Genomic DNA, 14,704 nt, shown 5'->3' on the forward strand with positions numbered 1-14,704 from the left:
AAAATACTTCCTTTAAAAATTGACAGCGAAAAATTAAACAAAATAGACGTAAAAAAATGTCATTATTTTATGATCTTATATATAAAATTGAAAAGCAAAATTTTGAAGCTAAGCCGTACATTCAACTCATTAGTTTATCCCTATGGATACTTAACAATGAATAGGAATATATACAACCATTGATTTTGTAAGATAAAAATAAAGTTTCTTATCATAATAAAATTAACATATTCCCAAGATAAGAAATCACTCAACCGCTTTATAGCTTATCTCAATAAACTATAACTTTGGTTTTAAAAATTTGACTTTTTCTCAATCATTAAACATGAGGAAATGTCAACTGAACGCTCCTCATGGAGAATTATAATAAATTGATTTATAATAATAATTTATCTTTTTATATCGTAAAATTGAAAAAAGGCTTTGCAAAATTATCATATATTTTGATTTTATTGCGAGTAGCTCTTCAGAAGCATCTTCGTAAAAGCATTTAATTGTTTAGATTACTCTCTTCGTAAGGTTTTATAAAACTTCTCATTTTTCATGATCTGTCATTAAGTTTTTCTTTCTGCATAGCGATACATGCTTGAATTATTCAATGTTTTTTAGAATTTTTAATTCTTTTAATTATGTTATTTTATGAAAAAAGATTCATTTCGTAAATTTCCCTTTCCATATCACTAATCAATTTCAACAATATATCGTGCTGTTTTCTAAGCATATTGTGCTATTTTTTATTGTATTTATTTTTTCTTTTTAAAGGTAACTTCCTCTATCTTCCCACCAACTTTTTATTATGCCAATAAATTCAATTAAGTGAATTCCATCGAATCTGTTTCCCCACAAGAGAGATACATCGAATACCTCAAAACTTGTTTTGTTATGTCTTCTTTAGCATTCAACACACATTATCTCATTCCACAATTTCTTTGGAACAAAATAAACTTGATTATAGCGTTTTTTATTATCTGGAAGAACTATTTATGACATCAGAAATACAAAACTAAATCCGCATCTAAACAGACATGATTACTGCTAAAAGCTAAGATGAGGCATGTAAAAGCTATTCCGAATAAAATAACCCTTATTTTAAAGGAAGCAGTGATTAAAACTATGAAAAATGCCAAAAATAAAATCGGTTATAAGAAGTTGATACTTTATTTGAAAAAGATGCATTGCCTAACAGTTTATTTAGCGTTTCTTGGCAAGCCGCTACCTATTTTATAGTTTTATTATAGAGCCTTTAAAAAGAAATTTTGAGTGAAAAAATAAACACAAAAAATACTGAATGCATAAAGGCAGTTATCATGACACTGGCAATATTTATTATCAATCACTCAATTGCGTTCTTATATGGATAAGCCCTTTTTAAAATGTTATAGACACTCAAAAATAAGACTTATCCATAAAATTCATGAAATATAAAAACTATCAACAGCAGGAGTTTATCCTAAATTAGCTATCTCTCTCTTTTCTTTTCAAGAAAAAATGCTTTTCAAAGATAATGAGACAATAGAAAGCTTAATGAAAATAACTTTCCCACAGTTCTCTCTAATTATTCTGAGAACATTCACATATTTTAACCAGAAATATTTTCAAAAAATTCTTTCATACGTGAAAAAAAACCATGTGATTGCGGTGAATTTTCATGATTTGAGAGTTTCTCAAATTTTTGCAACAATTCACGTTGTTCTTGCGTTAATTTCTGCGGTGTCTCAATCGTGATATGGATGTAAAGATCACCCCTTGCTTGCTGACGGCGCAACATAGGCATACCTTTGCCTCTAAGGCGGAATTGACGTCCATTTTGTGTCCCTTCTGGAATCTTAACGCGTGCTTTAACACCATCAAGGTCGGAAACTTCAAACTCTCCTCCTAAAGCAGCTGTTACCATTGAAATAGGAACGCGACAGTGAAGATCTGCTCCTTCTCGCTGAAAAAACTCATGCGGTTTAATGGAAAGGAAAATATAAAGATCACCATTGGGCCCACCACGAATACCAGCATCACCCTCACCAGAAAGGCGAATACGCGTTCCATCTTCAATACCAGCTGGAACATTTACGCTTAATGAACGTTTTTTCTCTATACGCCGTGTCCCCTGACATTTGGGGCATGGATCCGTAATAGTTTCACCACGTCCATGACATGTAGGACATGTCCGCTCAATAGAAAAGAAACCCTGTGCAGCACGCACACGACCAGATCCATGACATGTTCCACAAACTTGCGGCTTAGAGCCTTTTCTCGCTCCTGATCCTTCACAAACATCACACGTAACGGAACTGGGAATATTAATTTCTGCAGTTTTTCCTGAAAATGCCTCTTCTAAAGTCACTTCCATATTATAACTCAAATCTGCGCCACGTTCGCGACTATCACCACGCTTACGGTGTGTCCCTCCCATAATCTCACCAAAAAAGTCTTCGAAAATATCCGCAAATCCACCACCAGCAGCAAAACCACCAAAGGGATTTGCTCCCCCTTGACCACCGCTATTTTCAAAGGCCGCATGGCCAAATCGATCATAAGCAGCACGCTTCTGGGGATCTTTAAGAACTTCATAGGCTTCGCCAATTTCTTTGAATTTTCGCTCTGCCTCTTTATCCCCCGCGTTGCGATCAGGATGATATTGCATTGCCAACTTACGAAAAGCAGATTTCAACTTTTTATCATCACATTCGCGAGTCACGCCAAGAATTTCATAATAGTCAACCTTCATCATGTATTCCTGATAATTTTTCTGTCATCCATCTTTATGGATAATATTGCTTTTAATTTATATTTTTAGCAACAAAGTTGCAACTTATCTCAAATAATAAAGCCCAGCCTTATATTTCAAAGGCCGGGTTTATCAATTAATCAACACATATGCTGACACTATTTCTTCTTATCATTAACTTCCTCAAAATCAGCATCAACAACATCATCATTCTTTGCCTCTGTTTCAGTGTCAGCGCTCGCTGCTTGTGAGGCTTCGTACATAGCCTGTCCAAGTTTCATACTGACTTCTGCTAATTTTTGCATCTTTGTTGTTACTTCTTCCGTATCACTGCCTTCAAGCGCAGATTTCAAATCAGATATTGCTGTTTCAATCTGTCCCTTTTCTTCAGCTGATACTTTATCGCCATATTCATTGAGCGACTTTTCAGTTGAATGAATAAGAGCCTCCGCTTGATTTCTAGCTTCAACACCTTCACGGCGTTTTTTATCCTCAGCCGCGTGCTCTTCTGCATCCTTTACCATTTTTTCAATATCAGCATCACTTAAACCACCTGATGCCTGAATACGAATTTGATGCTCTTTACCTGTTCCCTTATCTTTGGCCGAAACATTAACAATACCATTCGCATCGATATCAAAAGTAACTTCAATTTGAGGTATACCACGTGGTGCTGGAGGAATACCAACAAGATCAAATTGAGCCAATAACTTATTATCACTTGCCATTTCCCGTTCACCTTGGAAAACACGAATCGTTACAGCACTCTGGTTATCATCAGCTGTCGAAAAAACTTGCGATTTTTTCGTCGGGATAGTGGTATTGCGCTCAATAAGGCGTGTGAAAACCCCACCCAAGGTTTCAATACCCAAAGATAAAGGTGTTACATCTAGCAACAACACATCTTTGACATCGCCTTGCAATACACCTCCTTGGATGGCAGCACCCATTGCGACCACTTCATCAGGGTTAACGCCTTTGTGTGGATCCTTACCAAAGAAGCTCTGCACAACTTGCTGAATCTTGGGCATACGTGTCATTCCACCCACTAAAACAACTTCGTCAATCTCACCGGCCTTTAATCCAGCATCTTTCAACGCAGCTTTACAAGGTTCAATGGTACGCTGCACTAAATCGTCAACGAGAGATTCAAATTTTGCCCGAGTCAATTTCATTGTTAAGTGCTTGGGACCTGATTGATCTGCCGTGATAAATGGTAAATTGATTTCTGTTTGCTGTGACGAAGAAAGCTCAATTTTTGCTTTTTCTGCCGCTTCTTTTAAGCGCTGTAAAGCGAGTTTATCATTCTTCAGATCAATTCCTTGCTCTTTTTTGAATTCATCGGCAAAATAACCAACCAAGCGCATGTCAAAGTCTTCACCCCCTAAAAACGTATCTCCATTGGTTGACTTAACCTCAAAAACCCCATCTCCAATTTCAAGGACTGAAATATCAAATGTACCACCACCAAGGTCGTAAACAGCAATTGTTTTTCCGTCCTTTTTGTCCAAACCATAAGCTAAAGCAGCAGCAGTTGGCTCATTAATAATCCGTAAAACTTCAAGTCCAGCAATTTTACCTGCGTCTTTCGTGGCTTGACGTTGCGCATCATTAAAATAAGCAGGAACCGTAATAACGGCTTGTTCAACTTTTTCACCAAGATAAGATTCTGCTGTTTCCTTCATCTTTTGCAAAATCATAGCTGAAATTTGTGACGGAGAATATTTCTTTCCCGCCTCTTCAACCCATGCATCACCATTGTCACCTTTAACAATTTTATAAGGAACAAGCGCTTTATCTTTTTCAACCATAGGGTCATCAAAACGGCGCCCTATCAAACGTTTAACTGCAAAAACTGTCCCTTCAGGATTTGTCACCGCCTGCCGTTTAGCAGGTTGCCCAACAAGCCGCTCCCCCCCATCAGTAAAGGCAACAACGGAAGGTGTTGTTCGCGCTCCTTCTGAGTTTTCAATAACTTTTGCGTTTTTGCCATCCATAACAGCCACACAAGAGTTCGTTGTCCCCAAATCAATACCAATTACTTTTGCCATATTATAATCTCCATTCAGCAAGCTACCTCAACCTTCATAAAGCATCTTTTTAAGATAGCTCCTCATAACACCTAAAGCCCGTATATTGCTTCAAGCAACATAAATAATAATAAACTGCAAGTCGCAACAAGCCTTGCTGCCTCGTATATAAGAACAGGCTTTTATTGCTACAAGAGAATAATGAGAGAAACATCTCCAAAATAAAAAATTTATTTTAAAATAGGCACGCTAATGACCCATAAATACCATATTTATGAGAGACTTGAGAGTATAATATATTTTTCTTGCGATTCTTAAAAAATATATCTTTCTATAAAAATTAAAAAATAAAAGAATGATTGCACTCTCGCTCTTGATCTTCTCATCATTGATAAAATCATACTCACGTAAAAGCTTTTTAAAAGGCGAATAATTTATATCACAAATATTATAAATTTTCCTTGGACTAAAATAGTCATCATATCTAATGCTCATATCAGTAAAGGTATTATCTATCGATCTCCTTTCAAAAATTCTCCTTCTAACGGTCTCATTGTTTGCGGCTTTTGAAATCTGTGCTTTAAATTCACCTAAAGCGTTTTTTCTTAACTGTATAATTTTGAACTTTGAAAATATTAAAAATACCTCTGTATAAACGCTTTAAAATGCCAAGAGCTGTCATAATATTAAAAATTGGTAAAGTGGTTGATGATTGTTCTGTATTATATCTTCATTAAGTAAAATAGTAGTGCATCATAGATTTTATACCATTTGCAAATACTATTTATGAGATGAACACGGAAGCGTTAAGAGGTGTGTTGTCATTGTAAATCTTACTGTCTTCTTTTAAATTTCAAGAATTCTATGATTTTTATATTCAAATCAATTTCATTTTAGCATTTCTTTCTTTTATTTTAAATAAAAGCTCTGCTAAAATAAAAAATATTCAAAGTGTGAATCTTATGAAGGAGGGTAAATCAATGATGACATCTATTATTAAGAAAATAACAAATCTCATCTTTAAGAATATAATACATACACAATATCCATACAAAAAGGTTATCATAAATATCGTGTGTGCTCTTCTCTTTGCTGGTATAACCCTGCCAGCAGGTGCTCAGCAATATAAACTTGGCGACATAGAAATTCTCAATCCTTGGACACGCGAAACACTTAGAGGTATAAGAGTTGGTAGCGGTTATCTCTACATTATTAATCACAGTAATACCCCAGACCGTTTGGTTTCTATTTCCACAAACGGAGTAAAAACAACAGAGATACACTCTATGGCTGTCGTTAATGATATTATGAAAATGGAAAAAATGCACAATGGCATTGAAATTCCGGGAAATGGCGAAATCACGCTTAAGCCTGGCGGTGATCATATTATGTTCATGGGGCTTTCACAACCATTTAAGTTAGGTGATAAAATTAGCGCAAAATTAACATTTGAGAAAGCAGGAACCATTGATGTTGATTTCTCTGTAAACGCTATGAAAGTACCATCACCTTCTAAATCCTCTCCTGTTCACTAAGCTCCTTTTATTATAAATACACACTTTATAAAATGAAGAAGCGTGAAATTTTTTACGCTTCTTTATTTTTTGTTTAATGCCATCAGTAAAAAATTATCCCCTTTGATGAATTAACTATGGTCAATTTCAGGAATACGTAAAACTTGTCCAGGATAAATTTTATCGGGAGATTTTAGCATTGGCTTATTGGCTTCAAAAATAAATGTGTTTTTATTACCTTGCCCTTTTCCATAAACCTCTTCAGCAATTTTCCAAAGATTATCACCAGATTTAACCTCATAAAAGCGAGAAGTTTTTCTAGGCGTTGTATCTATAACCTTTAATTGATCAACATCTACAGAAGAGATACCTTGTGAATTGCCAACAACCAGCAGTGCTTTTTCAAGTGTTTCCCTATCTGGAACTTCACCGCTTAAAATAGCTTTACCGTCTTCAACTTGAATATTGACTTTTTCTGTACCGAGTTGAAAATGATCAAATGCTCTCTTAAAATCCTTTTCTTTTGGTTCATGGTCCCCAATACCTAATTTTTCCCCTACAGTTTTAATAAAATTAAAAAATCCCATTACGACCTCCTTTCGTGTAGCAGAAACAAATTTTTGTGCATATATTGCCACATTCTTTTCTTTGCTCTTAAAACACATAGGCAGATTTTCTAAACTTCAACAATCAAAACTACATCTGTTCAATTATGAGACAAATACAATAATAAACTTTGTAATAAACCTTGATAAAAAAAGCCTTTATGAAAATTTTCTCTCAAATGAAGGGATCTTAATAGACGTAAAAACATTATAAATTATGAAAGCAAAACAAGATTTTACAGTAATGACAGAAGGTTTTTTACTTTGCTACAATTTGTATCATATTTGTTTTGCAAAAAAAATATGAACTCCCATATAAATAAGTGTGGGTAATTTGCTACCACAGCAATAGAAAGGTCTAAGAAACCATGAAAGATACACCAACAATCACGCAAACGATTGTACTTGTTGATGATGATCGCAATATTTTGACATCTTTATCTTTTGCGCTTGAGACAGAAGGATATCGGGTTGAAAGCTATACAGATGGAGCATCTGCACTCAAGGGTCTCACACTTCACCCTCCACACTTAGCTATTTTTGATATTAAAATGCCCCGAATGGATGGGATGGAACTTTTGCGTCGTTTGCGTCAAAAATCTGATCTTCCAGTTATTTTTCTTACCTCTAAAGATGATGAAATTGATGAATTATTTGGTCTCAAAATGGGAGCTGATGATTTTATTACTAAACCTTTCTCCCAACGTCTTCTTATTGAACGCGTGAAAGCTATTTTACGCCGTTCTAATGCACGTAACCAACCGCTTTCTACAGGAACTTCTTCCACCTCTTCTCTCAAACGCGGAGATCTTGTGATGGATCAAGAACGCCACACCTGTACATGGAAAGATAAACCTGTTATTTTAACCGTTACGGAATTTTTGATTCTGCAAACCTTAGCACAAAGACCAGGAGTTGTAAAAAGTCGTGATGCTTTAATGGATGCTGCTTATAGTGATCAAGTCTACGTAGATGATCGCACCATTGATAGTCACATTAAACGTCTGCGTAAAAAGTTTAAACAAGTGGATGATGATTTTGCAATGATTGAAACACTTTATGGTGTAGGTTATCGTTTCCACGAGGTATAAAACTACTTTGTCGCAAAAATTTGAATGGCAATCAAATCGATGACAGACAATTTTCAACTGGAAACTTTACAAAAAACAACCGTTAATGGTACATCCTCAACGCCATTTCTTATGTTCGCTCGTTTGCATCTTCGAACACAACGTCTCTTTAGACAATTGCTTTTTTCCAGCCTCACACGTCGCATTGTTATATTAAACATTGCTGCTCTTGCCGTTTTAGTTACAGGCATTTTATACCTTAACCAATTTCGCGATGGTTTAATTGAAGCAAAAATCAAAAGTTTATGTACCCAAGGAAAAATTATTGCTGGGGCTATTGCTGCTTCTGCAACAGTAGATACAAATTCTATCCTCATTGACCCTCAAAAACTCTTAGAGTTACAGACTGGTGAAAGCGTTACACCCGCTCCTCAATCAACCGATTCTTGGGATTTTCCTATTAACCCTGAGCAAGTTGCCCCTCTTTTACGGCGTCTTATTACACCTAAAACGACAAGAGCACGTATCTATGATCGTGATGCTACTCTCCTTCTTGATTCGCGCGTTCTTTATTCTAGTGGAGAAGTTTTTAGTTATGATTTACCCCCACTTAAAACAGAACAAAACATGTGGGATCGCCTTACTTCATGGTATTCAAGCGCATTTTATGGCAAAGGTATTGCTCTTGACAGAGAACAAACAAAAACCAGTGGTATTGCTTATCCAGAAGTGTACCGCGCATTAAACGGATCTCTTGCTACGGCTAAAAGACGCAACAGACAAGGGCAATTAATTGTTTCTGTTGCCGTTCCTGTTCAACGCTATCGCGCAGTGGTTGGAGCTCTTCTTCTTTCAACCACTGGTTCCGATATTGATAACATTGTAAAAGGCGAAAGACTGGTTATCTTTAAAGTTTTTGCCGTTGTAGGTAGCGTACTTTTGGTTCTTTCTCTCTTTTTGGCCCATACGATTGCCCATCCATTAAGTAAATTATCTGCCTCGGCTAATCGAGTGCGTAATGGCAATAATCAGCGTGTAGAAATTCCTGATTTTTCAATGCGTGAAGATGAAATTGGTCACCTTTCAACTTCTATTCGTGATATGACTAATGCCCTTTATATGCGTATTGAAGCCATTGAACGCTTTGCTGCTGATGTAAGCCACGAATTAAAAAATCCTCTCACCTCTCTACGCAGTGCTGTTGAAACGCTCCCTCTGGCTAAAAATGAAGAAGCACAAGAGAAATTGCTGGAAATTATTCAACATGATGTGCGCCGCCTTGATCGGTTGATTACAGATATTTCTGATGCATCGCGACTCGATGCAGAGCTTGCACGAGAAACCGCAGAGATTGTTGATATGACACCGCTTTTGGAAAGTCTTGTTCATGCTGTTCAGGAAGTGTATCGTAATACGCAAACTATTGATATAAGCCTTAATATTGTCCCACGTCCTCATGGAAAAGCTTATCTTGTATTGGGACATGAACTTCGTTTAGGACAAGTGATTTCAAATCTTCTTGAAAATGCGCGTTCTTTTATTCCTCGGAATCGTGGCAAAATTTGCATTACTATGAAAAGTCATGCTTCAACCCTTATTTTAACCATTGAAGATAATGGCCCAGGTATTCGTTCAGAAAATATTGAACGCATTTTTGAACGTTTTTACACAGATCGACCAAATGAAGACGCTTTTGGACAAAACTCTGGACTTGGCCTTTCTATTAGTCGGCAAATCATCGAGGCTCATAATGGGACAATTACAGCCGAAAATATTATCGATCCTACACTTGGGAAGTGTAAAACTGGTGCACGTTTTACTATTATGCTTCCGCTTGCTAAATAAATCTTTTATCCAAAGTAAAAGGCATGAAAACAAAATGTGAAATACTCCACGCAAATTGCCTTCAACTGGGCGGCAAGGGGCTGTTAATTATAGGTCCATCGGGATCAGGAAAATCAACCATCACCCTTTCTTTGCTTGACCGCGCTGAGTGGTCAAAACGTGAAGCGAAGCTTATCAGTGATGATTATACAATGTTGCGTGCGGAAAATGGAAAGCTTCACGGATACACTCCCGATAATTTAGAGGGTGGCATCGAGATTCGTGGCGTTGGTCTTTATATGATAGAATTTAAAAAGCACACAACTATCGATTGCGTTATTTTTCTCGGTCCGGAATATGAACGTTTTTCCACAAATAAAACTTTTCAATTTGAAAATTTGCACATTCCTCTTTTAAAACTTCCCTCTCTTCGTGAAGCCGATTGTACAGCCATTTGTCAAGCTATTGAAGCATTTTTGTTTAGAAAAATATGGCAAAAATCTGTCTAATTTTTTTCTAAAGATAAAAAAATCACAATTTTTGCCTTTTTTTTGCAAATTTTTCTTGGCAGCAAGATAAAGCCTTGTACAATGTCTTTCCCACCAACTATGGTCGGGTCTTATTAGTTAACAGGAGTTTGCGTAAATGATTGGACTCGTGCTTGTAACGCACGGTGAGCTGGCTGTCGAATTTTTACATGCCGTGGAACATGTTGTTGGAGTACAAGAAAAGTTCGCAACAATATGCGTTTATCCCGATGACGATATAGATCAGCGCCGAGGTGATATTATAGCCGCAGTAACCGATACAGATACGGATCATGGCGTCATCATATTAACAGATGTGTTCGGTGGAACACCATCAAATATAGCTATCCCTGCTATTGAAAAAGGACGCGTTGAAATGATTGCGGGTGTTAATTTGCCCATGCTTATTAAACTGATTTCTATTCGCAAATGTCCTGATATTTCATTATCAGACGCGTTAAGAATAGCACAAGAAGCAGGGCGTAAATACATTAATGTACCAAGTATAATTTTATAGCGGATAATAAAATACCAATGTTTTCCAAAGATACCCTCCCATGTATAAGTCGTCATTTCAATATCTGTAATAAACGTGGATTGCATGCACGTGCTTCTGCAAAATTTGTACAAACTGTTGACAATTTTAATGTTACTGTTGAAGTTGAAAAGGACGGAAAAATTGTTGGCGGATCATCAATTATGGGACTTATGATGCTAGCGGCTTCATCCGGTTGCAACCTCACCATTCGTGTTTCAGGACCAGAAGCAACAGATGCTCTTAATGCTCTTGAAAAGCTCATCAATAACAACTTTGGAGAGGAAAACTAGTGCTTTTTCATCATAAACAAGGATGATGATTCTTAGAAAATAGGAACTTTCCATCATTATTTTGAATTTTAATTTCTCTTCCCGCTTTTATACCAATATTCATATCCATTATAGATTGGCATAATTATCATAAATGTAAAAGCTTATAGTAATTTTGTTATGCTCGATTTTTTTCTTCCTTTCCTAACATTATTTGACCAATTTGAATAGTTTTGCGTATTATGGCTATTCCCCGATTTAATCATATAATTAAATTTTTACAGAAAAGAGAACTCTTCACCTTGTATTAAAGTATGCTTTATTTTAGACTAAAGATAAACGTCAAAATAATTTCGCACATCAAAAATCTATCAACTTTTCTTATTTTCTGCTAACTTTGTAGCCTTTATAATACACAAGTAATCTTCCATTGCACATCATTGTGATACAGATCCTGAAAACGCAATTCTTATCAATGTCATAACCATTTCTTAAAACGAATAAGCTTTGTACGCTCATAATTATAGTAAGCATTTTTTAGACATTCTTTTTCTATACTATTGCCTTGTTTTCTGTGATACGTGCCCCGCCCTTATTATCTATATTGCGCTTGAGATAGCATCTTTCATTATAAGGAGATAATATCATGGGTCGTCTATTTAGTGCTCTTCAGATTCCTCAACAAACAACAAAAGCCCTCGTATCATTGCAAAATGGCTTACCAAAAGCGCAATGGATCAACCCGCAAAATTTTCATGTCACCTTATCTTTTTTTGGCGAAGTTGAAAGCTCCTTAGCAGATGAAATTATGCATACCTTTAACACTATAGAACTTCCTTCTTTTACGCTACAGATAAAAGGTTTTGAAGTTTTTGGTTCAGAAAATGCTCCTCATTCTCTTGTGGTTCGCATTGAACCTTGTGAAAAGCTTATTCTTTTACATGAAAAGACGCAATATATCCGGAATAAATTAGAGTTAAAGCCTGATAAAAGACTATTTATTCCGCATATCACTCTTGCACGAATATTTGATATTAATCTTAAAGATCTTTCTTATTATCTATCTTTTCAAGATGATTTTTTTGTTCCTCCTTTTGAGGTTGATCATTTTGTTTTATTGTTATCGGCCTCTCCCTTAAATAAGGCTCCCTATATTGTAAAAGGAAGTTGGGCGCTTCAAAGATAAAAGGGTGTTTATAACACCCTTTAAAACCCCTTTAAGAAAAGACTTCATATATGTGTGATTGCAGGGAATACTGCATTTTATGTTAGAGATTTATTATTGATGTGTTTTAATCCGAATCAGCTTCAACAGAAGCTTCTTTTGCTCCTCCTTTAGCTACACCCACTATAGCTGGACGCAGCACCCTTTCCCCGATAATATAACCTGCCTGAACCACTTGTTGAACAGTATTATCTGGAACATCAGCATTGGGAATTTCAAACATCGCTTGATGAAAGTGAGGATCAAATTTTTGCCCCTCTGGATGAATTTTTTGCACCCCATGACGTTCTAATGCTGCCATCATGGCACGTTCAGTCATTTCAACGCCTTCTGCCAATGATTTCAAACCAGCATCACTCTCCCGTGCACCTTCTGGAATAGCTTCCAAAGCACGATTGAGATTGTCAGAAACCGATAACATATCCCGTGCAAAATTAGCAATGGAATAAGCCTTTGCATCCGCCACATCTCGCATAGTACGGCGTCGAAGATTTTCCATATCTGCAACAAGACGTAAAAGTTGATCTTTCAATTCTTTATTTTCATCCTGCAAAGAGGCTAAAAGATCACTAATCTCATTGCTTTCTGTTTCAACGACTTCGTGTTCCTCTGTTTTATGTGTTTTTAAAAATTCATCGGCTGCCTGTTTAAGTGTATTACGATCAGCTGGATTTTTTAAATCACAATTTTCAAATGAAGCGTCAGTAAATTTGTTTTTTTCATCAGACATAAAAATTTTATTCCTTCATAAGATTCGTTATTCTCGATATCGAAATTCTACAGACAAAAATCAAGGGGTATCGATGTATATAATACAATGAGCTTTTATAGTACAAATACTTACTTGCATCGTTTTAACGCAATAACTGTGACACAAGTTGAGCTGTATAATCAACCATGGGCACGATCCTTGCATAATTAAGCCGTGTAGGACCAATAACACCTAAAGCACCAATGACTCTTTGTTGTGAATCACGATAAGGTGCTACAACTAAAGAAGAACCAGAAAGTGAAAATAACTTATTTTCTGAACCAATAAAAATTCTAACCCCAGAACCTTCATCCGTTAAATCGAGAAGCTGTGCCATACTCTCACGCGTTTCAAGATCATCAAACAAATGGCGTAATCGTTCTAAATCTTCTTCTGCTTTCACATCTTCAAGTAAATTGCTACGCCCGCGAACAATGAGGTGTATTTTATGATCAGCACCTTCTCCTCCCCAAAGAGCTAATCCCGTTTCAACAAGATGATGCGATAAATCATCAAGTGCAGCCCGTGTTTCTGCGCATAAGCGGGCAATTTCCCCTTTAGCTTCACTCAATGTACGCCCTTGGATATGGGCATTGAGAAAATTCATTGCTTCCGTCAATTGTGCATGAGTAACCCCTTCTGGTAAATGAACAATACGATTTTCAACTTCACCTTGTTGAGTCACCAAAACGGCAAGAGCGTGCTCCCTATCAAGGCGCACAAATTCAATATGTTTCAATGTTCCTTCTTGTTTTGTTGCTAAAACAAGCCCTGCCCCACGTGAAAGATCTGAAAGAACTCGGCTTGCTTGAACAAGAAAATGTTCAACCGATTGTGCATGACCAGCCTCTTTGACTTGCATTTCAATATTTTCTCGCTCTTCGTTTGGCAAATCACCCGCTTCCATAAATGCATCAACAAAAAAGCGTAAACCTGATTGTGTTGGCATTCGACCCGCAGAAACATGTGGTGCATAAATCAAACCGAGATGTTCAAGATCACTCATCACATTGCGAATCGTCGCAGGCGATAATGTCTGTTGTAAAAGCCGCGAAAGATTACGTGATCCTACAGGTTCACCATCATTAAGATAAGCTTCAACAATATGGCGAAAAATATCACGCGAACGTTCATCAAGATATTTTAGTTCATTATCAATAGTTTTGTGCTTCATCACAATTGTTTCACTACTTCTAAAATCCTCATCTCTTATATAAGTTTTGCCAAGGTTTGGTCAAATAGTCTAAAGTAGTATAAAAACATATTATCCTATTGAGCTGTAAAATGCTACCTTTCAGAGTGATGCTTGATAAATTACGCGGGAAATATTTTTTGTTAGAGTGTGTGAGAAATATTTAAGATTAAGAGTTGATCTGTAAAGTGGTCTGCTGTAGGGACTTGTCAAGAAAATCTAGATTGATTAAAAACCGCTGTAAATAGAAAATTTCACCCTTTAGAGCAAGCAGAAAATTGGAAATTTACCATAAAATGCTATCATAAAAAAGACATGTCTTTCTTATCTTTGCAAGATTATCTTCGTGCAAGATAAAAATTTTTATTGGAATAAAATATCATAAAACGTGTAAAATAATCATATCATGTAAAATCAAGCAGAATGTGTGTGTATGA

12 protein-coding genes are annotated in these 14,704 nt (G+C 36.3%); 7 read left to right on the top strand and 5 right to left on the bottom strand.

The window, feature by feature from the left end; genetic code table 11:
* Positions 1–1,579: 1,579 nt before the first annotated feature.
* Positions 1,580–2,722 (bottom strand): molecular chaperone DnaJ, encoded by a 1,143-nt coding sequence (gene dnaJ, locus ACFINO_RS00440; RefSeq protein WP_375611466.1) that lies wholly within the window; start codon positions 2,720–2,722, stop codon positions 1,580–1,582.
* 158 nt (positions 2,723–2,880) lie between these two features.
* Entirely contained in the window at positions 2,881–4,773 is a 1,893-nt protein-coding gene (gene dnaK, locus ACFINO_RS00445) for a molecular chaperone DnaK (protein WP_273790233.1), read from the bottom strand.
* Positions 4,774–5,732: 959 nt separating this feature from the next.
* Here dnaK and ACFINO_RS00450 point away from each other — a divergent pair.
* Complete coding sequence (locus ACFINO_RS00450; RefSeq protein ID WP_375633676.1) at positions 5,733–6,287, top strand: copper chaperone PCu(A)C; 555 nt, start codon at positions 5,733–5,735, stop codon at positions 6,285–6,287.
* A 110-nt stretch (positions 6,288–6,397) separates the two neighbouring features.
* On the opposite strand, the gene lysM is transcribed toward ACFINO_RS00450, so the two are convergent.
* Complete coding sequence (lysM, locus tag ACFINO_RS00455; RefSeq protein ID WP_375606145.1) at positions 6,398–6,853, bottom strand: peptidoglycan-binding protein LysM; 456 nt, start codon at positions 6,851–6,853, stop codon at positions 6,398–6,400.
* Between the two features lie 386 nt (positions 6,854–7,239).
* Between lysM and ACFINO_RS00460 the strand changes: the two genes are divergently transcribed.
* The 6 genes from ACFINO_RS00460 (at position 7,240) to thpR (ending at position 12,285) form a co-directional block, all read left to right on the top strand.
* The gene (locus tag ACFINO_RS00460; protein ID WP_005774392.1) at positions 7,240–7,962 is read left to right on the top strand and encodes a response regulator transcription factor; all 723 of its coding nucleotides are present in this window, start codon (positions 7,240–7,242) and stop codon (positions 7,960–7,962) included.
* Between the two features lie 39 nt (positions 7,963–8,001).
* Positions 8,002–9,786: a stimulus-sensing domain-containing protein gene (locus ACFINO_RS00465; RefSeq protein ID WP_375636362.1), complete on the top strand. Its 1,785-nt coding sequence runs from the start codon at positions 8,002–8,004 to the stop codon at positions 9,784–9,786.
* 23 nt (positions 9,787–9,809) lie between these two features.
* Positions 9,810–10,274: an HPr kinase/phosphatase C-terminal domain-containing protein gene (locus ACFINO_RS00470; protein ID WP_375612806.1), complete on the top strand. Its 465-nt coding sequence runs from the start codon at positions 9,810–9,812 to the stop codon at positions 10,272–10,274.
* A 136-nt stretch (positions 10,275–10,410) separates the two neighbouring features.
* Positions 10,411–10,809 (top strand): PTS sugar transporter subunit IIA, encoded by a 399-nt coding sequence (locus ACFINO_RS00475; RefSeq protein ID WP_375606142.1) that lies wholly within the window; start codon positions 10,411–10,413, stop codon positions 10,807–10,809.
* A gap of 17 nt (positions 10,810–10,826) precedes the next feature.
* Entirely contained in the window at positions 10,827–11,120 is a 294-nt protein-coding gene (locus ACFINO_RS00480; RefSeq protein WP_012754483.1) for an HPr family phosphocarrier protein, read from the top strand.
* 625 nt (positions 11,121–11,745) lie between these two features.
* Positions 11,746–12,285 carry an RNA 2',3'-cyclic phosphodiesterase gene (gene thpR / locus ACFINO_RS00485; RefSeq protein ID WP_375633674.1) on the top strand — a complete coding sequence of 180 codons (540 nt, stop codon included), beginning with the start codon at positions 11,746–11,748 and terminating at the stop codon, positions 12,283–12,285.
* 106 nt (positions 12,286–12,391) lie between these two features.
* Here the strand turns inward: thpR and grpE are convergent, their stop codons facing one another.
* Positions 12,392–13,054 carry a nucleotide exchange factor GrpE gene (gene grpE, locus ACFINO_RS00490; RefSeq protein ID WP_375633673.1) on the bottom strand — a complete coding sequence of 221 codons (663 nt, stop codon included), beginning with the start codon at positions 13,052–13,054 and terminating at the stop codon, positions 12,392–12,394.
* Positions 13,055–13,178: 124 nt separating this feature from the next.
* Positions 13,179–14,249, bottom strand: a complete 1,071-nt coding sequence (gene hrcA / locus ACFINO_RS00495; RefSeq protein ID WP_375633672.1) for a heat-inducible transcriptional repressor HrcA — start codon at positions 14,247–14,249, stop codon at positions 13,179–13,181.
* Positions 14,250–14,704: the final 455 nt, after the last annotated feature.

Source organism: Bartonella sp. AA83SXKL (genome assembly GCF_042196965.1).
Lineage (GTDB): Bacteria > Pseudomonadota > Alphaproteobacteria > Rhizobiales > Rhizobiaceae > Bartonella.

Excerpts from the sequence above, each read along its gene's own strand:
- dnaJ (WP_375611466.1), bottom strand. The coding sequence starts at position 2,722 with ATGAAGGTTGACTATTATGAAATTCTTGGCGTGACTCGCGAATGTGAT.
- thpR (WP_375633674.1), top strand. The coding sequence starts at position 11,746 with ATGGGTCGTCTATTTAGTGCTCTTCAGATTCCTCAACAAACAACAAAA.
- dnaK (WP_273790233.1), bottom strand. The coding sequence starts at position 4,773 with ATGGCAAAAGTAATTGGTATTGATTTGGGGACAACGAACTCTTGTGTG.
- lysM (WP_375606145.1), bottom strand. The coding sequence starts at position 6,853 with ATGGGATTTTTTAATTTTATTAAAACTGTAGGGGAAAAATTAGGTATT.
- ACFINO_RS00465 (WP_375636362.1), top strand. The coding sequence starts at position 8,002 with ATGACAGACAATTTTCAACTGGAAACTTTACAAAAAACAACCGTTAAT.
- ACFINO_RS00475 (WP_375606142.1), top strand. The coding sequence starts at position 10,411 with ATGATTGGACTCGTGCTTGTAACGCACGGTGAGCTGGCTGTCGAATTT.
- ACFINO_RS00460 (WP_005774392.1), top strand. The coding sequence starts at position 7,240 with ATGAAAGATACACCAACAATCACGCAAACGATTGTACTTGTTGATGAT.
- hrcA (WP_375633672.1), bottom strand. The coding sequence starts at position 14,249 with ATGAAGCACAAAACTATTGATAATGAACTAAAATATCTTGATGAACGT.
- ACFINO_RS00450 (WP_375633676.1), top strand. The coding sequence starts at position 5,733 with ATGATGACATCTATTATTAAGAAAATAACAAATCTCATCTTTAAGAAT.
- ACFINO_RS00470 (WP_375612806.1), top strand. The coding sequence starts at position 9,810 with ATGAAAACAAAATGTGAAATACTCCACGCAAATTGCCTTCAACTGGGC.
- grpE (WP_375633673.1), bottom strand. The coding sequence starts at position 13,054 with ATGTCTGATGAAAAAAACAAATTTACTGACGCTTCATTTGAAAATTGT.
- ACFINO_RS00480 (WP_012754483.1), top strand. The coding sequence starts at position 10,827 with ATGTTTTCCAAAGATACCCTCCCATGTATAAGTCGTCATTTCAATATC.